The following is a 19770-nucleotide window of genomic DNA, read 5'->3' on the forward strand; positions in this document are numbered from 1 at the left end:
GCGCGCACCACGATGAACGACACCGCGGAATTCCACTACCGTCTGCCGATGCGCGCGGCCGGCGCGCGGCCCGGCTCACATCCGGGCTCGAGCTTCGGCTCGGGTCAGCAGTTCGCGATGCACGGCCGGTTGTTCGACTACCCGGACCCGCGCCGGCTCGATCTGCGCGCGAGCTTGCGCGCGGCGCGCGACGAGTGGCTCGTGCGCGTGCATTTGCAGCGCGTCGCGGTGCCGGTGTTCGTGATCGTCGACGTATCGGCGTCGATGCGGTTCGGCAGCCGCAAAACGAAGCTGGAGGTCGCCGCCGATTTCGTCGAAGCGCTCGGCCATAGCGCATTCCGGGTCGGCGACCGGCTCGGCATGCTGGCCTTCGATGGCGGCGAACGCGACGATCTGTTCATGCCGGCGCGCACGGGGCGGGGCACGGGCTCGCTGCTCGCGAGCATGCTGCGCGAACGCGCCGGTGAAACGGCTGATCGTCAGGCGAATGGTCAGGCAGAACGTCAGGCCGGACGTCTGGCCGGACCCGCGGCCGTCGAAGGATTGCGGCGTTGCGCGATCCGTATCGCTGGACGCCAGGCGCTCGTGTTCGTCGTGTCCGATTTCCACTGGCCGCTCGCGCGACTGTCGTCGGTACTCGACATGCTGGTGCATGCGTGTGTGGTGCCGATGGTCGTGTGGGACGCGGCCGAGATCACGCCGCCGCAGCACGCCTCGCTGCTGGCCGTCAACGATGCGGAGTCCGGCGAGGAGCGTCGCGTGTGGCTTTCCCGCGATGTGCGCGAGCGCTGGCGCGAAGGCGTCGCGCGCCGTCGCGACGAACTCGCCGCGGGGTTCGGCGCGCGCGGCATCCGGCCGTTCTATGTCGAAGGCGCGTTCGATCCGGAAGCGATGTCGCGCTACTTTCTGGAGATGACGGTATGAGCGCGCGCGGTGTGCGCGGTGGCGTCGCTCGTCGGGCGGCGCTGCTTATGCTGATCGCGTCGCTCTGCGGCGCCGCGAGCGCGACGGCCAGCGCCGCCGTGGCGACCGCGCTCGTTCAGGAGCCGCGCGCGTTCGGCTATGTGCTCGGCGATGTGCTGACGCAGCGCGTGCTGCTGGAGGCCAACGATCGGGACATCGGCGCGGTCACGCCGCCTTCGGTCGGACGCACGGGCGTGTGGCTCGAACGCCGGCCCGTGACGCTCGAAACCGATGCCAACGGCCGCAAGTGGATGGTGATCGCGTATCAGGTCGTCAACGCGCCGCAGACGCTCACGCAGATCACGTTGCCCGCGTTGACGTTGACGTCGGCGGCGGGCACGCAATTGCAGGTCGCCGAATGGCCGGCGAGCATCGGCCCGTTGACGCCGCAAACCGCGTTCGCCGCAGGGGATTTGCAGCCGCTGCGGCCCGATCGTCAGGCACCCATGCTGGGCACGGCCGGCTGGCGTCGGCAGATCGCGTGGGCGCTCGGCCTGCTGCTCGCGACCCTGCTCGCGTGGGCGAGCTGGTGGTGGGCGCGCAACCGACGCGAGGCGGCACGGCTGCCGTTCGCGCGTGCATGGCGGCAGATGCAGCGGCTGCCGCAGGCGCCCGCTGCTTCATCGAACGATGCGTGGGTCTGCCTGCATCGCGCACTGAACGAAACCGCCGGCCAGGTCGTGCATGCGGCTTCGCTATCCGCGTTGCTCGCGCGCGCGCCCTATCTGCAACCGCTGCGCGCGCAGCTCGAACGTTTCTATCTGGCGTCGTCCGAGCGCTTTTTCACACCGGCGCCGAAGGCCGTCGGGAATCCCGGCGAGCTGTCGTTGCACGCGCTGTGCCGTGCGTTGTATCGGGCGGAGAGGCGCCATCAGCGATGACCATGAGCCTCGATTTCGCCCTGCCGTGGATGCTGGTGCTGCTGCCGCTCGCCGCGCTGCCGCTGCTGCGGCGACGCAGCGACACGCTGGTGTTTTCGAGCGTCGCGTGGCTGCCCGCCGACGATCTCGGGCGCGCGGCCGGCTGGCTCGTACGCGGCGGCGCGGCACTGGCTATCGCCGCGATCGTCGTCGGGCTGGCGGGGCCGGGGCGCTCGCAGTTGCAGGTGCTGCGCACCGGCAGCGGCGCGCAGATCCTGATCCTGATGGACCGCAGTGCGAGCATGGACGAGCCGATGGGCAGCAAGGGCGTCGAGGCGCCGCGCGGCGACTCCAAGAACCACGTGGCGCGCGCCGCGTTGACGCGCTTCGTCGAGCAGCGGCCCAACGACCGGCTCGCGTTCATGATGTTCGGCACCAACCCCGTGCTGGCGATGCCGTTCACGTACAACCATCGCGTAATCGAGGCCGCTGTCGCGGCGACGGCGATTGGCCGTGGCATGCCGGACACCGAGCTCGATCGCGGCATGCTCGCGGCGATCGCGCAGTTCGACGGGCGCCTGTCGTCGGGCCGCCGCGCGATCGTGCTCGTCTCCGATGGCGGCGCGTTGCTCGACGAAACGATGCAACGGCGCATCGAGGCGGGACTGCGACGCAACCGGATCGCCCTCTACTTCATCTACTTGCGCAGCAGCGTCTTCAGTCCCGATCTGAACGCGACGCAGCCCGTCAGCGGAACCTCGGCCGAAGCGCAGCTGCATCGCTTCTTTCTGACGCTCAGGACACCGTATAGGCTGTTTCAGGCCGAAGACCCGAAGGCGATGATGGCGGCGATCGCGGAGATCAACCGGCAGCAGAACGCGACGACGACGTTCGTCGAGCATCTGCCTCGCCAGGACCTGAGTCTGTACTGTTTCGCGCTCGCGCTGTTCTGTTCGGCGCTGCTGGTGCTGCTGCACCAGTTGCAGGTCAGGAGCTGGGCATGAAGCGCACGCTGATCCACACGCTGTTCGGCACCGTGGCGATCTGTTGCGCCGCGTGGGCCGGGTATGGCTTCGTTCGTCTGCAGCACGCGGAGCGCGTCGATCAGGCCATTCTCGCGACGAACGCCGCTGCGCGCGACCAGCCTGCCGGCGACGACGCGCGCGAGGTCCAACTGGCCCGCGCGATAGCGCTGTCGAAAGCGGGCGCGTATGACGCAGCGGCGCGGCTCTATAACGGTCTGATCCCCGAGGGCAGCCCGCCTGACGAAGTCGGCCGCGCGGCGCTGTTCGATCTCGGCAACCTGTACCTGCGCGAAGGCAGCGGCGAGACGGGGCAGACGGTCAGGTCTCTCGCGATGATCGGTGAGGCCAAGGCGCGCTACCGGCTCGCGCTGCGCGCGGCGCCCGACGATTGGGACGCGCGCTACAACCTCGAGCGCGCGCTGTGGCTTGCGCCGGAAACGCCGTCCGCGCTCGCCGGGCCCGATGTGAAAGAGCAGCACAACGTCAAGCTGCGTGACCCGCAGAGCCAGGACTTGCCATGAGCGGCGTCTCGCGCGAGCGCGGCTTCGCCAGATGGCGTCACGCGTTGACGCCGCTCGCGCTCGTCGCATTGATTGCGGCGGTTGCGATGCCGGACGTCACCTTGCCGCGCAACACGTTTAACTACATCGTGACGTTCGATATCACGCAAAGCATGGACGTCGAGGACGTGGTGCTCGACGGCGCTCCGGTCAGCCGGCTCAAATTCGCGCAGGCCGCGATGCGCGACGCGCTCGGGCGCTTGCCGTGCGGCTCGAAGGTCGGCTGGAGCGTGTTCACGGGGCAGCGGGTGTTGCTGCTGATGGCGCCGCTCGAAGTCTGTGGCAACTACGACGCGCTGCTGGTGTCGCTCGAGGGCATCGACGGGCGCATGCGCTGGACCAACTGGAGCCGCATTGCCGAGGGCGGTGTGTATTCGGCCGTGCGGGTCGCGCAGGAGGTCGGCGGCGGCGCGGCCATCGCGTTCGTCACCGATGGTCAGGAGGCGCCGCCGGTATCGGCGTCGCGCCCGCTGATGGAGGGCATCAATGCCGCGCGAATCAGGGGCTGGCTGATCGGCGTCGGCGGCGACCAGCCCGCGGCCATTCCGAAGACCGACGCCAACGGTAACCGGATCGGCTACTGGCAGGCCGACGACGTGATCCAGCTGCCGCCGACGCCAGGCTCCGGTGTCGAGGCGCAAACGCACGAGGAGTTGTCCGAATTGCGCGGCGAGTACCTTGCGTCGGTGGCGGGGCAGACTGGCCTCGACTACCGGCGCCTGCTGAACGTGACGTCGTTCGGCGATGCGCTGCTCGATGCGCGCTTCGCTCGCCGCGAACCGGTGCCGACCGATCTGCGCTGGTGTCCAGCGCTGCTCGCGTTGCTGCTGCTCGTCGCGCGCTTCATGCCGGATGCCGTTCTCGCATGGCCGCGCGCCTGGCGAAAGCGCATTCGAACGATCGTTTTGCAGATCGCGCCGGCATTCAATGGCCGGCCGACACGAGTCGACTGACTCACGCGAGCGCGACCGTTGACGCTGCAACGGTTGAAGGTGCAGGTATCCGATCGAACCGCGTAGTTGCTTGCGAAACCTCGCAAGAGTTGCCGGGTTCGACCGACTCACGAGGCTTGCGCCAGAAGCTCTTGCCGGTCTTCGAGGCCGGAGAGCGTTGCCAGGAATCATTCTCAATCGGTCCACTTCGACGTCGACTCCAGCGCTGAGTCGCGAAGGCGCATGCGCTCGCCACACTCACGCGAGATACCCCACACTTTGACCTACCGGTACGCCAATGACTGACTACAATGTCTGAGTGCAAGCGACGCTGCAAGGCGCTCGGTTCGAGGGGAGCGCCGTGTCATGTGACATTTCAATTCCTTCACTGGAGGCATGCGATGACGTGCCAAAACGAGAGGATTGTCGGAGCGGTACTCGTCTTGATGAGCGGCTACGCGTTTGCGGGCGGCCCCTTCGGCGATGTGCCGCAAGCGATGATGGTCGCCAACATCGTCGCGTCGCCCGTCGAAGTCGTGCCGCCGATTCCCGAGCCTCGGCACTACTTCGAGCAGCAGCGCTATGCGATGGAGTATCACGGGGATCAGGGCAAGCCGTTCTTCGCGCAAATGGAGAATTACTATAGTGTGGACGTGACGCGCGATGTCCAGCTCGGCACTGCGAAGGCATTGGTGTCGTCCGGACCGGAGTTCGCACCGGTGTCCGAACCGGGCGCAAAACCTGCCGCGCAAAATGCTTCGAATCCTCTGCAACTGGGTCCGTCTACCGCGCCGCAATTGTCCATCGTTCAGATGAACAGTTCAGTGTTGTCGATAGGCGCGTCACCGCAGCGACGCTTGTCCTTGACGATCGACGACTGGGTGTTCTCCGGCACCGCGCGCGTCGCGGTTCTGCATTCTCACGATACGGGCGCGACGCTGATCGTCAAACGTCGCTACTGAGTGATGTCGGACGGCCGCGCATTTCACGTCGACGAGTCACGTCGACGAGTCACGTCGATGAAAAGCGCTCGCGATACACCTGCGGCGCCACGCGCAGCTGACGCACGAAGCTGCAGCGCATCGTTTCCTCGCTGCCGAATCCACACCGCGCCGCGATTCGTTTGATCGACCAGGATGTCTCGCTTAGCAAGCGCTGTGCCGCTTCGATGCGCAACTGCTCGACCGCGCGGGCCGGCGTGCGGCCCGTTTGCGCCTTGTAGTGGCGCATGAAGCTGCGCTCGCTCATATGAAGCCGTCGCGCGAGCGCGGGGACCGACAGGTCGGTTGCGAGATGCGACGTCATCCATGCATGCAATTCGCCGAAACGGTCGTCGGCATGTTGCAGCGACAGCGTCGCGCTGAACTGCGACTGACCCCCCGGCCGCTTCAGAAACACGACGAGCTCGCGCGCGACATCGAGCGCCAACGCGCGCCCGTGATCCTCTTCGAGCATGGCCAGCGCGAGGTCGATGCCGGCGGTGACGCCCGCCGATGTCCAGATAGCCCCGTCGCGAATAAAGATTGGATCGGCTTCGACGCGCAGTTGCGGATACGCCTGCGCGAGTTCGTCGCAGCGCCCCCAATGCGTGGCGACGCGGCGGCCGTCGAGCAGTCCCGCCTCGGCGAGCAGGAACGCGCCCGAGCAGACCGAGGCAACGCGTCTGCAATGCGGCGCATGGCGCTGCGTCCAGCGGATCAGACGCTGATCGGCCGATGCCTGACGAATCCCCCAGCCGCCCGGAACGATCAGCGTATCGACCGGCGCTTTCACCGAGCGCAGCGAACCGGCGAGTACCGCAAGTCCCGACGACGACGTGACGGGCCCGGCTTCGGCTGCCACGACGCGGGGTGAGTAGAGTTCGTCGAGCCCACGCTGCGCGACGAGTTCATTGGCGGACGCAAATACCTGCAGCGGACCGCTGACGTCGAGCAGTTGCATGTTGGGGAAGGCGAGCAGCACGATGGAGGGGGGAGCGCTGGACATATCGTGTGTAACAGGGGCTGTAAGAGAGAGCGCGCGTGGCAGAAAAACTGGGGTTAATGGCAGTCTTGCCAAAGACTACGCGCATAGAATCAGTCCGTCCACCTGGAAGACGCGGCGGATCACGTGTTTCGATTTCTCCCTGAATAAGGTATCCCTATGAACCTGCAAATCGGTTTTCTGGTGTTTCCGAAAGTACAGCAACTCGATCTGACTGGCCCGCACGACGTACTTGCATCGTTGCCGGGCGCCACGATGCATCTGATCTGGAAGACACGGGAGCCCGTGGTGTCGAGTAACGGGCTCGTGCTGACGCCGAGCACGACCTACGAAAGCTGCCCGCCGCTCGACGTGATCTGTGTGCCAGGCGGAAGCGGCGTGACCGACCTGTTGCAAGACGAGCAAACGATCGACTTCGTTTGCCGACAGGCCGCCAGCGCGCGCTACGTGACGTCGGTCTGCACCGGCGCGTTGCTGCTTGGCGCGGCCGGCTTGCTGCGCGGGCGGCGCGCGACGACTCACTGGGCGTTTCACTCGCTGCTTGCACCGCTCGGCGCGATACCGACGCATGCGCGTGTGGTCCGCGATGGCAATCTGATTACCGGCGGCGGCGTGACAGCGGGCATCGATTTCGGGTTGACCGTCGCGGCCGAACTGGCGGGCGTAGAAGAGGCGCAGGCGATCCAGCTCGAACTCGAATACGCGCCAGCCCCGCCGTTCGACGCGGGCGATCCGGCGTTGGCGCCGCAAGCGGTGGTGGAACTGGTCCGGCGACGGTCGGCGGAAGGCCTGGCCGCGCGGCGCCGGGTGGTGATGGAGATCGCGGAGAGAAGCTAAGTCTTGCATGCGGGTACGGGCATTCCATTAAACTGTGTGGCTCTACCCGTTTCCGCCAGTCGGATCGATGCGATGAAGTACGAAGAATTTTCCCCGGGGCACTCCCCATGCGCGTAGGCAAGCCCGTCAAGGCACTGCCGCAGCCGTCATGCGACTACTGCGGCAACCGTGCGTTGCTCGCGCGTTACGGCGACGAGTCCTACCCCTATCGCAGCGATCAAGGGCCGCTGTGGATCTGCACCGCATGTCAGGCGTGGATCGGCGTTTATTCGCGCAGCAAGCACAACCTGCCGCTCGGCCGCCTCGCCGACGCAACGTTGCGCGAGTCGAAGAGCAAGCTGCACGATGCGCTTGAACCGCTCGTTGCCGGGAAGGTGCGCCGCGATGGTGTCAACGCGTTCGAAGCCCGCGCGAAAGCGATCCGGTGGGTCGCGACCGAGCTTGGCTTCGATCCGGTTCCGGCGAGCATTCACGCGTTCACGCCCGAGCAGTGCGAACAGGCGCTGCGTTATGTCGAAGCTTTTATCGAAGCTCGGCGTGCGCGATAGCGCAATAGCCCCAAACCGCTAGCTCCCTTTCATTCCTCCAATACCACCCCGCCATACCGCCTTCCCCGCGCCTCTTCACCCCCACCAGATTGGCAGTTCTCGTGCGATGCGGCCCGGCAGCCGGATCGCACCTGCGTTCGGGTGCATATTTTCGGTTGCGTCCGTCGCTATCGTGAACTACAAATCTAAAGTTACGCGCTGGTTCGATTTTCGGCGGGCCGGGCTTCCGTTCAGAACCGTTCGAACGACAGGGAGAGTGCCGTCATGAGAATGCGCCCCGATCCTACCTTTCATGCATCGCCGAAGCTCGCGATGGATGCGCCGGCGGAAGAATACGCGTACACGGTGCTGCTAAGTCCGGACTCCTCGCAGCCCGACGCGCTCGCCGTGATCGACGTGAAGCCCGGTTCGCCGACTTATAGCCAGGTGGTCCACACGGTGCCGGTGCCGAACAAGGGCGACGAATTCCATCACTTCGGCTGGAACGCGTGTTCGTCCGCGTTGTCGCCGTTGACGGGCCACGCGTTTCTGGAACGTCGCTATCTGATCATTCCGGGCATGCGCTCGTCGCGCATCTATATCGTCGATACGAAGCCGCATCCGACCCAGGCGAAGATTCACAAGATCATCGAGCCGGAGGAAATTTTCCGCAAGACCGGCTATTCGCGCCCGCACACCGTGCATTGCGGACCGGAGGGCATCTACGTGAGCACGCTCGGCGGTGGTGGCAAGGACGGCACCGACGGGCCGCCCGGAATCTTCATCATGGACTGCCAAACATTCGAGGTGCTGGGCCGCTGGGAAATCGAGCGCGGCGCGCAGGAAAAGCATTACGACTTCTGGTGGAATCTGCCGCGCGACTACATGGTGTCGACCGAATGGGCGCTCCCGCCGCAATTCGAAAACGGCATCGTGCCCGAAGACCTGCTCGCGAACAAATACGGCCATCGCGTGCACTGCTGGGATCTGCGCGCGAGGCGCAACGTGCAGACGCTCGATCTCGGCGCGAATCATCAGATGGCGCTCGAAGTGCGGCCCGCGCACGACCCGAGCCGCGAGTACGGCTTTATCGGCGTCGTGGTCGATACGACGAATCTGGAAGGGTCGATCTGGACCTGGTGGCGCGAAGGCGGCCACTTCCACATCGAGAAGACCGCGACCATTCCACCGGAGCCCGCGCATGCCGATGAATTGCCGCCGCTGCTGCAAGGTTTCGGCGCGGTGCCGCCGCTCGTCACCGACATCGATCTTTCGATCGACGATAAATTCCTCTACGTCTCCTGCTGGGGCACCGGCGAGATGCGCCAGTACGACGTCAGCGAACCGCGCAAGCCGAAATTGACGGGCTCGGTGCGCATCGGTGGAATCGAACATTGCGCGCCGCATCCGAACGGCAAGGCTTTCGCCGGCGGTCCGCAGATGGTCGAGATCAGTCGCGACGGCAAGCGCATCTACTGGACCAACTCGCTCTATTCGACGTGGGACGACCAGTTCTACCCGGATGGTGTGCCCGGCGTGCAAGTGATGGCGCATGCGGAGCCCAATGGCGGTCTCGAGCTCGCCGAAGATTACTTCGTCGAGTTTCCCGCCGGCTATCGCGCGCACCAGATTCGCCTCGAAGGCGGCGACTGCTCGACCGATTCGTTCTGCTATCCCTCGGTGGGCGTTTGAGCGGCGCGGTGTCGCCGCAAGCGGCACTGTGGATGGCCGTCCTCGCGAGCGGTGTGTATCACGGACTCAATCCGGCGATGGGGTGGCCGCTCGCGGTGTCGAACGCGCTGATGCAGCGGCGCTCGCAAGCGCTGGTCGTAGCGCTTCTTTATCTCGCGGCGGGGCACGCGCTCGCCATATTGCTGATGATGCTGCCGTTCGCGATGTTAGCCAGTGTGCTCGCGTGGCAGCGTCAGATGCAGATCGGCGCGAGCGTGCTGGTGATCGGCTTCGGTCTGGTGTTGCTGATGCGCCGGCGCCATCCGCGCGTACTGGCGAGAATTCCGCCGTCGCGGCTCGCGCTCTGGTCGTTCGCGGTGGCGATCGCGCACGGCGCCGGCTTGATGCTGGTGCCGATCTACCTCGGTCTGTGCCGCGCAGACGCAATGGACAGCGCGCACCAAGCCGCCCAAACGCTGATCGAAACGAGTCTGCGCATGGCGCTGTCGGTCTCCGCGGTGCATGCGGCCGCGATGACGATGGCCGGCGGCGTGCTCGCATGGCTCGTTTATCGCTACCTTGGGCTCAGGTTCGTGTCGCGCAGCTGGTTCAATCTCGATGCGGTATGGGCGTCGAGTCTGATTCTGGTGGGCGGCGTGTCGCTGGCGTTGAACGCGGCGGCAGCGGGCGTTTCCGGTTGATTTCGACGCGGCCGATCCGGCCGATGAGGCCCCCGGGCACAGCATATGCTGCGTAGCTTCGGTGCAGGGACGCCATTCCGTGCGGGTCCTGATTTTTCCTCTCGTCATCTACACCCGGAGAAGATCATGCCGCTGAAGAAAGGGACATCGAAAGAGACCGTGTCGCACAACATCAAGACCGAGTCGAAGCATGGCAAGCCACACAAGCAGGCTGTCGCGATCGCGTTGAATCAGGCGCGCAAGTCGGGCGCGAAGATTCCGAAGAAGAGTGAGAAATAAGCGGTTCAGCACGCGCGGTCGTACCCATGACCGACAGGCCGCAGAAAAAGCGCGCGCATGGCGACCCGCAATCGGAGCCAGCGGATGTCGAACCCGATCAGCATCCGGCGAAGCTCGACGATTGCCGCCGTTGCGCGCTCTGGCGCAACGCGACTCAGGCCGTGCCCGGCGAAGGGCAGCGGCATGCGTCGATCGTGCTGGTCGGCGAGCAACCCGGCGACATGGAAGATCTGCAGGGCAAGCCCTTCGTCGGGCCGGCCGGCGCGTTGCTCGACAGCGCGCTCGAAGAAGCGGGCGTCAAGCGTGACGACGTCTACGTGACGAACGCCGTCAAGCATTTCAAGTGGATCGCGCGCGGCAAGCGTCGCTTGCACAAAACGCCCGCTCAGCGTGAAGTGGATGCTTGCGGCTACTGGCTGGAGCAGGAACTCGACATGCCGCATGTGCGCGTGGTCGTGGCACTGGGCGCGACCGCGTTGAAAGCGGTTGTTCACGACTCGCACGCGCGCTTGCAGGACGCGTTCGACAAAACGCTCGAGCGCGGCGAGCAACGCGTGGTCGCGACGTACCATCCGTCGTTTGCGCTGCGCGCGCCGGACCCTGAAACGCGTCGCGAGGTGTACGAACGCATCGTCGCAGCATTGCGCACCGCACAGAAGCTGGCCCACGGCGGCAAGCGCTCAGGATGACGCCGGCGCGTGCGTCGCTCGTAATCCGAGGCCTTTCATCAATCGTTGTGCGTCGAACGGCGCCCGAGCTTTTACATCGTTGTCGAAGTAGCAGTAGACGTCTCGCGCGGCTCGGCGAGGCGGCCGGAGTTGCGGCGCGATCAAGCGCGCGTCGGCAGGCTGGGAGCCGCCGCGCCATGCATCGATTCGCTCGGCCCATCGTTGCAGAGCGTCGTCCCCATACGAACCCGAGTATTTGGCTTCGCTGCCGTGCAGGCGAAGATAGACGAAGTCCGCCGTCAGATCTTCGGCGACGGGCCACGGTTCGGTGGAATCTGAAACGACGAGCGCGACCCCGTAATGCCGAAGCAAGGTCACGAACGCCGGATCGACAAAGCTCGCGTGGCGCACTTCGACCGCGTGACGCAACTTCCGCTTGCGATCGATGGCGACATAAGGCGTCTTGACACGCGCATCATGTTGCTTCGCCAGCGCCGATGTGCTCGCGACGTCGGACGGCAACACGCTCAGAAAGCGCTCCATTGCCTCGGGCTCGAATCGGAACGAGGGCGGAAATTGCCATAGGACCGGACCAAGCTTTTCGTTCAACGCGAGCAGCCCCTGCGCGAAGAAGTTCGCGATGCCGACACGTGCGCTCGCATCGCGAAACCGCAGCATATGAGTCAGATAGCGCGCGCCTTTGATGCCAAACACGAAGCCGTCAGGCGTTTGCGCGTACCAACGCTGCCAGCTATCGAGCGATTGAAGGCTGTAATGCGTGCCGTTGATTTCGATCGTGCCGAATAGCGCCGACGCGTACTTTAATTCCGCTGCATGTTTGAGATCCTCTGGGTAAAAGCTGCCGCGCCAACCTTGGTAGCGCCAGCCGGAAATGCCGATACGCACATCGCCGGTTTTCTTCATTCGCGCGTCGGGTCCGGCGGAATGGGGTTCGGAGTCCGGCTCCGACTCGACGGATCGCAGCGTCATTGAATACGCGCGATTTGCTTCGCCACCGCGGCCGGGCTGTCGAAATTGTGATCGGGCAGACGGTCGACCAGATCGACGATGTCGGTATTCGCCTGATTTTTGCGCGCCTGCGCGGCCAGCTTTTCGCGTGTGGTCGGGTAATTCACACCACTGATTGCTTTTTCGACGTCAGCGGGATTCGGCTGACCGGGGTGGCGGTGATCCTGGGAATGGGCGGGGTGCTGTGACATGGTTCCTCCTTGAATGAGTACATCACGACTGCGCGCCTACCGGTACCTCCCGCATATCTCGTGCCTCGGCGCGCGGGCTCGAGTTGCGTTTTCCAGCGGCGCACGTCGTGCGAATGAAAAAGAACCCCGCGATGAGGAACGCGGCTTGCGTGCAGCCGGCAAAATAGCGCCGCTGACACAGGACCTTTCAAGGAGAAGGCCATCATGAGCACGATGCTCGCATATCGCATTCACCGCTTCGGCGGTCCCGAGGTGTTCAAGGCCGAGAAGATCGAGATCCCCGAGCCTGGCGCCGGCCAGGTGCTGGTGCGCGTGCGCGCGGCCAGCGCCAATCCGGTGGACCTGAAGACGCGCTCGGGCCAGTACCCGTTGATTCGTGAAGAGAAACTGCCCTATACGCTCGGGCGCGATTTTTCCGGAGTGGTCGAACGGGTCGGCGAGGGCGTCGGGCAATGGCGCGCGGGCGAGCAGGTGTATGGCTTCGTTGGCCAGGGACAGGGTGCGTACGCGGAATTCGTCGTCGTGTCCGCGAGCGCGTTAGCGCATGCGCCGGAAAAACTGGATGTGGGGTCCGCGGGCGCCGTGCCGCTCGCCGCGTTGACCGCATGGCAGGGCCTGTTCGATCACGGCTGCCTCGAAGCCGGCGGCCGCGTGCTGATCCACGCGGGCGCGGGCGGCGTTGGACATTTCGCCGTGCAGTTCGCCAAGCAGAAGGGCGCGCAAGTGTACGCTACGGCGTCCGGCGACGGCATCGAGTTCGTGCGCTCGCTCGGTGCGGATCGCGTGATCGACTATCACGCGCAGCGCTTCGAAGACGTCGCGCGCGACATCGACCTCGTGTTCGATCTGATCGGCGGCGATACGCAGCGCCGCTCGTGGTCGGCCGTCGCGACCGGTGGCGCGCTGGTCTCGACGCTCAACGAGCCGTCGCAGTCCGAGGCGTCGAGCCATGGCGCACGGGCCACGCGTTATACCGCGCGACCCGACGGCCGGCAATTGACGGAGATCGCGTCGTTGCTCGACAAGGGCAGCGTGCGTGTCGTGGTCGCCGAACGGTTTGCGTTCGATGCGACGGCCAAGGCGCTGGAACGGCTCGCGAAAGGCCACGTGCGCGGCAAGATCGTGGTGGAGCTGGCGTCGTAGTACGGAGAGCGCGCTGTCTGCTAGTTCGGATTCGCGTCGTCGCTCGCGCTGCGCAGCGGCGCGCGGCTCTGATCGTTATTCAGATGCACGAACTTTCTCAACAGTCTCAATAGCTCTCGCGCATCCTCGTCTCCCATCCCGTCGAGCAGGCCGTGATTGAGCGCGTTGACGCCGGGGATCAATTCATCGAGCAACTGCTCTCCAGCCGGCGTCAGCAATAGACGACGCTGGCGGCGCGGCAGAACTTCGCGCACGATCCAGCCTTTCGCTTCGAGCCGTACCGCGATATCGGCGGTGGTCGACGTGTCGAGGCCGACTCGCTGCGCGAGCGTGACCTGATCGAGTCCGGGCAATTCCTGCAGCATTCTGAGCACCGCATACTGAACGGGCGTCACCTCGCGTCCGATCAGATCATGAAACATGGACACCGAAATCTGATGCGCGCGTCGGATCAAATGGCCGGGCTGGTCGTACAGATCGATGCTGATCGCGGAAGTGCTGGTATCGGTTGAAGTGACCATATTAGTTCTGAAGACCTCGCGCCTTTTCGTTGCGAATGGAAATGGCGAACCGGCGTTCGTGTTACCTGATTGAAAGTTCGTCTAGGGGAAAACCTTCATTTAATCATTAAAGACGCATTGAGTACACTGAATCTCAATGAGTAGGCTGAATGCAATCCATGAATAATCCAGGGAGTGAGACTGACATGTTTCCCAAGAATGCGTGGTACGTCGCATGTATGCCCGATGAAGTCGCGGATAAGCCGCTCGGCCGGCAGATCTGCGGCGAGCCGATGGTTTTCTATCGCAACGCGGGAGGTGCCGTGGTGGCGCTCGAAGACTTCTGTCCGCATCGCGGCGCGCCGCTGTCGCTCGGTTTCGTGCGCGATGGCACGCTCGTGTGCGGCTATCACGGCCTCGAAATGGGCTGTCAGGGCAAGGCGACCGGCATGCCGGGGCAACGCGTCAACGGCTTTCCATCGATTCGCAGCTATCCAGCGATCGAGCGCTATGGCTTCGTCTGGGTGTGGCCCGGCGATGCGGCGCAGGCCGATGCCGCCAAGCTGCATCATCTGGAGTGGGCCGAGAGTGCCGAATGGGCGTACGGCGGCGGTCTTTATCACATCCGCTGCGATTACCGGCTAATGATCGACAACCTGATGGATCTGACGCACGAGACCTATGTGCACGCGAACAGCATCGGGCAAAAGGAAATCGACGAAGCCGCGCCCAAAACCGTGGCCGAAGGCGATACCGTGCGCACGAGCCGTTTCATGGAAAACGTCGCGGCGCCGCCGTTCTGGAAGATGGCGTTGCGCGGCAATGGTCTCGCCGACGACGTGCCCGTCGACCGTTGGCAGATCTGCCACTTCACGCCGCCGAGTCACGTGCTGATCGAGGTGGGCGTCGCGCATGCCGGGCAGGGTGGCTATCACGCGCCGGCCGACCAGAAAGCGTCGTCGATCGTGGTGGATTTCATCACGCCGGAAACGGAAACGTCGATCTGGTATTTCTGGGGCATGGCGCGCAATTTCCGTCCCGACGATGCGGCGCTGACCGTGAGCATCCGCGAAGGGCAGGGCAAGATCTTCAGTGAAGATCTGGAGATGCTCGAACGTCAGCAGCAGAACCTGTTGCGCTGGCCCGAGCGCAATCTGCTGAAGCTCAATATCGATGCGGGCGGCGTGATGTCGCGTCGCGTGATCGATCGGCTCGTCGCGCAGGAACGCGCGGAGACGGGCGCGCCGCAGGCTGAAGTGACGCGCGTCATTCCCGTGCGGACGGCGACATGAATCATCCCGTGCTGAATGTGGTGGTCGCGCGCCGGCGCGACGAAGCGCTCGGTATCGCGAGCTTCGAACTCGCGAGCGAAAACGCTCAGGCGTTGCCGGCGTTCGACGCCGGCTCGCACGTCGACGTGCATTTGCCAAACGGGCTCGTGCGTCAGTACTCGTTGTGCAACGATCCGCGCGAAACGCATCGCTATCTGATCGCGGTGCTACGCGACGAAGGGGGACGCGGCGGATCGAAAGCGGTGCACGATCTGGTCCGCGAAGGCGATCGCCTGCAGATCAGCGCGCCGCGCAATCATTTCGCGCTCGCTGACGATGCGGCTCATCATCTGCTGCTCGCGGGCGGGATCGGCGTCACGCCGATTCTTTGCATGGCCGAGCGGCTTGCCGCCACGGGCGCTTCGTTCGACATGCACTACTGCACGCGCTCGAAGGAACGCACGGCGTTCGTCGAGCGTCTCGCACAAGCTGGCTTCGCGAAGTCGGTCCAGCTTCATCACGATGACCATCCGGGCGGCTCGACGTTCGATATCGAGCAGACGCTCAGCGATGCGCCGGCCTGCACCCACCTGTATGTCTGCGGTCCGCGCGGCTTCATGGACTTCGTGCTCGAGACCGCGCGTGCGAAGGGCTGGCCGGAACACAGGCTGCACTACGAGTTCTTCGGCGCGGCCGCGAATCAGGCGGCGACGGGCGGCAGCTTCCAGGTGCGCATCGCGAGCAGCGGCGCGACGATCGACGTGCCGCCCGAATGCACGGTCGTGCAGGCGCTGGCCGCGCATGGCGTCGAAGTGATCACGTCGTGCGAGCAGGGCGTGTGCGGTACCTGTTTGACGCGGGTGCTGTCCGGCGAGCCGGATCATCTGGATTCGTATCTGACCGATGACGAACGCGCGGCAAACGATCAGTTCCTGCCGTGCTGCTCGCGCGCGAAATCGCCGCTGCTGGTGCTCGATCTGTGATTTTCTGCGGTACGACGGGCCTGATGCCCGTCGTACCGCTTATTTATTGCGCTTTTCCCTCGGAATCCGACGAACTTACCGTGCGCACACTCAACGCCGGATCGTGCGCAATCGCTTCTTCGGAGAACGGAATAATCGCCCAGCGTTGGGCCGCGTAATCGCGCGTCCCGTCGGCATAGTGCGGCGACGCCGGGTCATCCGATTCTGACGGTGCGAGCAGCGTGCGCGCGATCACCTGAGCGCCGGCGAACGACACTATCTGCAGATAGGTGTCGCCCATTGGCTTGACGTTCATCGAATAGCCGCTCGCATCGAAGGGATGCGCGGCACACGCCGAGGTGAAATAGCCGCCCGCGTCGCAACCCCCGAATAGCGCAATGCGCTCGTCGTTGCGTTGCACGTAGAGCGCCACGCTGCGCGGTGCATCGATCGCGATGCCGGCGCGTTGCAGTGCCGCGAGCGCGTCATGCAGCGCGGCGGCGAGCTGCGGCGGATCGGCGGCGATGCCCGCGGGTGTGGTCAACGGCTTCGCGGGATCGAACGGTACCGCGTATAGCTGCGCGGGCCGTATCGTCAGCAGACGTCGCCACAGTTCGTCCCACAAGGTTGCCCCCACTGCGTCGGCCGCGGCCGTATCGTCCCATGCGGCGAGTACCTTGCACGCCGCGCGCTGCGGGTGGGCGTTCGGGTCGGCCGGCAGGGCCGCGAGCGTGTCGCTGCCGCACAGACGGTCGAGCACGGGTGACTTGAACAGCAACGCCGACATCGAGCGGCTGTCGAGCGCAGCGTGGCCGAGCGCATCGGCGCAAACGCCATGCGGATCGCTCTGCAATTGCGCCGCGATCGTATGGCCCAGTCGCGTGCGCAGCGTCTGCGGCGTCGCGGTCGCACCGATGATCTTCGCATAGCCGGTCATCGGTGCGGCCGGGTTGCTGAGCCAGTAACTGTCGTTGAAATTGCCGACATAGTCGCGCCGCAGCAGCGACGGCATCTGCGCGACCGGCAACGCATGATGCTGTACCGCGCCGGGCTCGTCGCGCCAGTCGCAGTCGCTGCGCGAACCGTCGAGACGCGCGGATCGTCACGGCCGATCGCGAGCGTGTTGACCCACGGCACCGCCGCGTTCTTCTTCTGGATGGCGATGAAATCGTCGAGCGAGGCCGCCTGATTCCATGCGCGGAAGTTTTCGAACACGCGGAAGTTGTCGGTATTGATATCGCGCAGCGCGAACGCCTGCTGCGCATTCCACGCGAGCGCGGGCGACATCGTGCCGAGATTGACCAGCGGTCCGAAGCGCGAACGATACAGCGTGCGCGACACGGTATGCAGCGAACCGTCGGCGGCGCGTACCTCGACGTTCACGCGCGTCGGCGTCATCGCTTCGCTGTTGCCGTCGACCTGATACCGGGTTGGCGCGCCAGGCTGGATGCCCCGTTTGGGCATGCTCTGATTTCTTTCGAACTGTCAGTTAGCTATTAATGTCATGTGGCTAGAAAGCAGTGCTCCCGCATTCCGGTCATCAGTAGTTTACGAACGTTGAATCTGGAGCGAGAAGCTATGCGGCGTGTCGTCGATCGTTGTGCATTTTTGATCAATGAATGTCTTCAGGAGCAAGGCCTTGCGATCGGTTCCCGCCAGGGTGTTCATCGTAACGACGAGTGTAATTATCGCGCTCGGCGCGGTCCACTATCGTTCCGCGGTCAGGCAAATGACAGGAGCCACATTTCACGATCAGAAATCAGATGACGGGAAATACATCGCCCGGTATGCATATCTGCCTCGCGACCGGATCGCCTTGAGGCTGTACCGGGCAACTACGGCAAAATTGCTCGCCGCGAGAGTTTATCGATATCCAGAGCGAATCCGGCTGTTCTGGACAGAGGACTCTCTGATATACGACACATCGGCGGAAGGCGACGACGGAGAAATTGAGCTACCGCCGTCATGGTGGGACCGTGCCAAGGCAAAACTGCCTCGAAGAATGTTCTCGGCCCACGAGTGCAAGAAGCCTTGCCGAAAGCGCTGGGCGCCGTCAATGGCATGACACGGTTTTCAAGGCTGGGCGACCGGACGTGCGAGCGGAGCTAGCCGCGCGAAGCCCGCTGGGCGGCGGGCTTCAGGCGCAACTTTTGGTGCTGAGATAGCGATTATTTCCACCGTGAGATGGCTAGTCGTCAAGCTTTCGCTGACCACGCTTCCTGCTCCGCCGGAAAACCAGCACAGCTGCGGCGAACCCTAGCGCGATTGCAGCCGACGATATGAGGAAGGCCAGGTCGGATTGTTGATATGCCGTCTTGACCCCATACATACGAACCGCCCATTTCCATATCGGGTTCGAAAAGTTCAAGGGCGTATCCGGATGCCAAATCCACCAGACTGCATTAGCAGAGATTGCGAGCACGAAAGCTATGCCGACAGCTAGACAGAGCAGGATTGTTTTCATGCCACCGTCACTACGCCGTACGCTTTAAGTTCAGACCCGGGTACTGATACTTTCGGTGTATCGGTGAGTATCGAGCGGATACGCTGCCAATCACTTTGCTGGTAAAAAATTTCCGCGCCAACAGCGATTATTCCCGTCGTGAGATGGCTAGTCGTCAAGCTTTCGCTGACCACGCTTCCTGCTCCGCCGGAAAACCAGCACAGCTGCGGCGAACCCTAGCACGATTGCGGCCGACGACATGAGGAAGGCCAGGTCGGATTCTTGATATGCCGTCTTGACCCCATACAGACGAACCGCCAATTTCCATATCGGGTTCGAAAAGTTCAAGGGCGCTTCGGGATTCATCATCCACCACAGCGCATTGGCAAAGATTGCGAGCAGTAAGCCGAAACCGACCGCGAGGCAGATTAGGAGCTTTCTCATCTCACCATCACTTCACCGTACGCTTTAAGTTCCGAACCGGGAACTGAAACTTTCGGCGTATCGGTTAGTATTGAACGGATATGACGCCAGTCCGCGAGTTGATCGATAGTTATGCAGCCCTCGCTTTTCCCCAATCTTCCCTTTGGGTGCAATCGGAATCGGCCGCGAATGATTCCGTCGCATAAGAGTTTGTCGTCATCAATATCGCCGTCGATAGCGTGGAGCGCGAACCATTCGCTCTTGTTATTGCCATTCAGGTTAAGCTGATCTTTCCATGGCCCAAGAATGCCTCCGGACCTTCGGTCAAAAATATAATACCTGCCGACGGGAATGGCGCCATACTTCGGCGTGCACATTCCAGCCGCCCTATTGATATAACCTTCCTGCCCAGAGTACGCGGGAAACGCTAGCGCGCCAATTCGAAATTCACTCATCGGTTTATTATTCAGTTTGAATGAGCATTGAAGCATCAGTCCTCCATATCGGCTGACAAGTGTGAAATAAGAAATAGCTCAGTTATGCCGAACGGCCATTTTAAAGGCGATTTATATTGAGAAAGCCAATATTAAAAAATTTTCCGCACCGACAATTCCTGCCTACGCAGCAGCTCGTCTACGCGTTCGCATAACCGAGCGAATGCACCCTTCTGCTGACCTGTTCGAGTCAGTGCGAACCTCACGCCCGCACCCTCGGCAGACGCGGCCTGATTTTTGCTGATGTGCTCGGACGTCGCCTCGTTCGCAGGGGACGGCGCGTGTCGAAAGGTCATCACTGTCAGCGG

General features: G+C 63.7%; 22 protein-coding genes and 1 pseudogene. 15 read left to right on the forward strand and 8 right to left on the reverse strand.

Annotation, left to right across the window (positions count from 1 at the left end; genetic code table 11):
• Positions 1-12: 12 nt before the first annotated feature.
• From HWY30_RS12255 to HWY30_RS12280, 6 genes are all read left to right on the forward strand, one after another.
• Positions 13-924, forward strand: a complete 912-nt coding sequence (locus HWY30_RS12255; RefSeq protein WP_090809108.1) for a DUF58 domain-containing protein — start codon at positions 13-15, stop codon at positions 922-924.
• Entirely contained in the window at positions 921-1844 is a 924-nt protein-coding gene (locus HWY30_RS12260) for a calcium incorporation protein MxaA (protein ID WP_090809110.1), read from the forward strand. Before HWY30_RS12255 ends, HWY30_RS12260 begins: the two co-directional genes overlap by 4 nt.
• A complete protein-coding gene (locus HWY30_RS12265) occupies positions 1841-2827 on the forward strand; it encodes a vWA domain-containing protein (protein ID WP_090809112.1) in 987 nt (328 codons plus the stop codon). Before HWY30_RS12260 ends, HWY30_RS12265 begins: the two co-directional genes overlap by 4 nt.
• Entirely contained in the window at positions 2824-3369 is a 546-nt protein-coding gene (locus HWY30_RS12270) for an MxaK protein (RefSeq protein ID WP_090809114.1), read from the forward strand. The genes HWY30_RS12265 and HWY30_RS12270 overlap by 4 nt, the downstream gene beginning before the upstream one ends.
• Entirely contained in the window at positions 3366-4361 is a 996-nt protein-coding gene (locus HWY30_RS12275) for a vWA domain-containing protein (RefSeq protein WP_090809116.1), read from the forward strand. Before HWY30_RS12270 ends, HWY30_RS12275 begins: the two co-directional genes overlap by 4 nt.
• A gap of 380 nt (positions 4362-4741) precedes the next feature.
• Entirely contained in the window at positions 4742-5302 is a 561-nt protein-coding gene (locus HWY30_RS12280) for a hypothetical protein (protein WP_090809118.1), read from the forward strand.
• Between the two features lie 49 nt (positions 5303-5351).
• On the opposite strand, the gene HWY30_RS12285 is transcribed toward HWY30_RS12280, so the two are convergent.
• Positions 5352-6326 (reverse strand): GlxA family transcriptional regulator, encoded by a 975-nt coding sequence (locus tag HWY30_RS12285; protein WP_090809120.1) that lies wholly within the window; start codon positions 6324-6326, stop codon positions 5352-5354.
• Between the two features lie 156 nt (positions 6327-6482).
• Between HWY30_RS12285 and HWY30_RS12290 the strand changes: the two genes are divergently transcribed.
• The 6 genes from HWY30_RS12290 to HWY30_RS12315 all read left to right on the forward strand — a co-directional run bounded on the left by HWY30_RS12290 (position 6483) and on the right by HWY30_RS12315 (position 11027).
• Positions 6483-7160 carry a DJ-1/PfpI family protein gene (locus HWY30_RS12290; protein WP_090809122.1) on the forward strand — a complete coding sequence of 226 codons (678 nt, stop codon included), beginning with the start codon at positions 6483-6485 and terminating at the stop codon, positions 7158-7160.
• A 107-nt stretch (positions 7161-7267) separates the two neighbouring features.
• On the forward strand, positions 7268-7708 hold the full coding sequence (locus tag HWY30_RS12295) for a zinc-finger-containing protein (protein ID WP_090809124.1): 441 nt from the start codon (positions 7268-7270) through the stop codon (positions 7706-7708).
• A gap of 264 nt (positions 7709-7972) precedes the next feature.
• Positions 7973-9379, forward strand: coding sequence for a selenium-binding protein SBP56-related protein (locus HWY30_RS12300; RefSeq protein WP_090809127.1), 1407 nt, complete (start codon positions 7973-7975; stop codon positions 9377-9379).
• Positions 9380-9411: 32 nt separating this feature from the next.
• Positions 9412-10059 (forward strand): hypothetical protein, encoded by a 648-nt coding sequence (locus tag HWY30_RS12305; RefSeq protein WP_090810413.1) that lies wholly within the window; start codon positions 9412-9414, stop codon positions 10057-10059.
• Positions 10060-10185: 126 nt separating this feature from the next.
• Positions 10186-10338 (forward strand): DUF6496 domain-containing protein, encoded by a 153-nt coding sequence (locus HWY30_RS12310; protein ID WP_018437257.1) that lies wholly within the window; start codon positions 10186-10188, stop codon positions 10336-10338.
• A 26-nt stretch (positions 10339-10364) separates the two neighbouring features.
• Entirely contained in the window at positions 10365-11027 is a 663-nt protein-coding gene (locus tag HWY30_RS12315; protein WP_090809129.1) for a UdgX family uracil-DNA binding protein, read from the forward strand.
• Here HWY30_RS12315 and HWY30_RS12320 read toward each other — a convergent pair.
• Both HWY30_RS12320 and HWY30_RS12325 read right to left on the reverse strand, forming a co-directional pair.
• Positions 11019-11930, reverse strand: coding sequence for a DUF72 domain-containing protein (locus HWY30_RS12320; RefSeq protein ID WP_090810414.1), 912 nt, complete (start codon positions 11928-11930; stop codon positions 11019-11021). The genes HWY30_RS12315 and HWY30_RS12320 overlap by 9 nt on opposite strands.
• A gap of 62 nt (positions 11931-11992) precedes the next feature.
• Positions 11993-12226, reverse strand: coding sequence for a DUF2795 domain-containing protein (locus HWY30_RS12325; protein ID WP_090809131.1), 234 nt, complete (start codon positions 12224-12226; stop codon positions 11993-11995).
• Between the two features lie 204 nt (positions 12227-12430).
• Here HWY30_RS12325 and HWY30_RS12330 point away from each other — a divergent pair, with 204 nt between their 5' ends.
• The gene (locus HWY30_RS12330; RefSeq protein WP_090809133.1) at positions 12431-13369 is read left to right on the forward strand and encodes an NADP-dependent oxidoreductase; all 939 of its coding nucleotides are present in this window, start codon (positions 12431-12433) and stop codon (positions 13367-13369) included.
• Positions 13370-13389: 20 nt separating this feature from the next.
• Here the strand turns inward: HWY30_RS12330 and HWY30_RS12335 are convergent, their stop codons facing one another.
• The gene (locus HWY30_RS12335; RefSeq protein WP_090809135.1) at positions 13390-13890 is read right to left on the reverse strand and encodes a MarR family winged helix-turn-helix transcriptional regulator; all 501 of its coding nucleotides are present in this window, start codon (positions 13888-13890) and stop codon (positions 13390-13392) included.
• Positions 13891-14075: 185 nt separating this feature from the next.
• Here HWY30_RS12335 and HWY30_RS12340 point away from each other — a divergent pair, with 185 nt between their 5' ends.
• Both HWY30_RS12340 and HWY30_RS12345 read left to right on the forward strand, forming a co-directional pair.
• Complete coding sequence (locus HWY30_RS12340) at positions 14076-15161, forward strand: aromatic ring-hydroxylating oxygenase subunit alpha (protein WP_090809137.1); 1086 nt, start codon at positions 14076-14078, stop codon at positions 15159-15161.
• Positions 15158-16123, forward strand: a complete 966-nt coding sequence (locus tag HWY30_RS12345; RefSeq protein ID WP_090809139.1) for a PDR/VanB family oxidoreductase — start codon at positions 15158-15160, stop codon at positions 16121-16123. The genes HWY30_RS12340 and HWY30_RS12345 overlap by 4 nt, the downstream gene beginning before the upstream one ends.
• A 43-nt stretch (positions 16124-16166) precedes the next feature.
• Here HWY30_RS12345 and HWY30_RS12350 read toward each other — a convergent pair.
• The 4 genes and pseudogenes from HWY30_RS12350 to HWY30_RS12360 all read right to left on the reverse strand — a co-directional run.
• Positions 16167-17132, reverse strand: a pseudogene (locus HWY30_RS12350) (penicillin acylase family protein); the annotation flags it as partial.
• Positions 17036-17566, reverse strand: a complete 531-nt coding sequence (locus HWY30_RS42465; RefSeq protein WP_341809931.1) for a penicillin acylase family protein — start codon at positions 17564-17566, stop codon at positions 17036-17038. The gene HWY30_RS42465 and the pseudogene HWY30_RS12350, both read right to left, overlap by 97 nt.
• 1147 nt (positions 17567-18713) lie before the next feature.
• Positions 18714-18989, reverse strand: a complete 276-nt coding sequence (locus tag HWY30_RS12355) for a hypothetical protein (RefSeq protein WP_090809143.1) — start codon at positions 18987-18989, stop codon at positions 18714-18716.
• A complete protein-coding gene (locus HWY30_RS12360; protein ID WP_090809145.1) occupies positions 18986-19459 on the reverse strand; it encodes a DUF2778 domain-containing protein in 474 nt (157 codons plus the stop codon). Before HWY30_RS12360 ends, HWY30_RS12355 begins: the two co-directional genes overlap by 4 nt.
• Positions 19460-19770 lie beyond the last annotated feature (311 nt).

The organism is Paraburkholderia tuberum STM678 (assembly GCF_902833905.1).
GTDB lineage: Bacteria > Pseudomonadota > Gammaproteobacteria > Burkholderiales > Burkholderiaceae > Paraburkholderia > Paraburkholderia tuberum.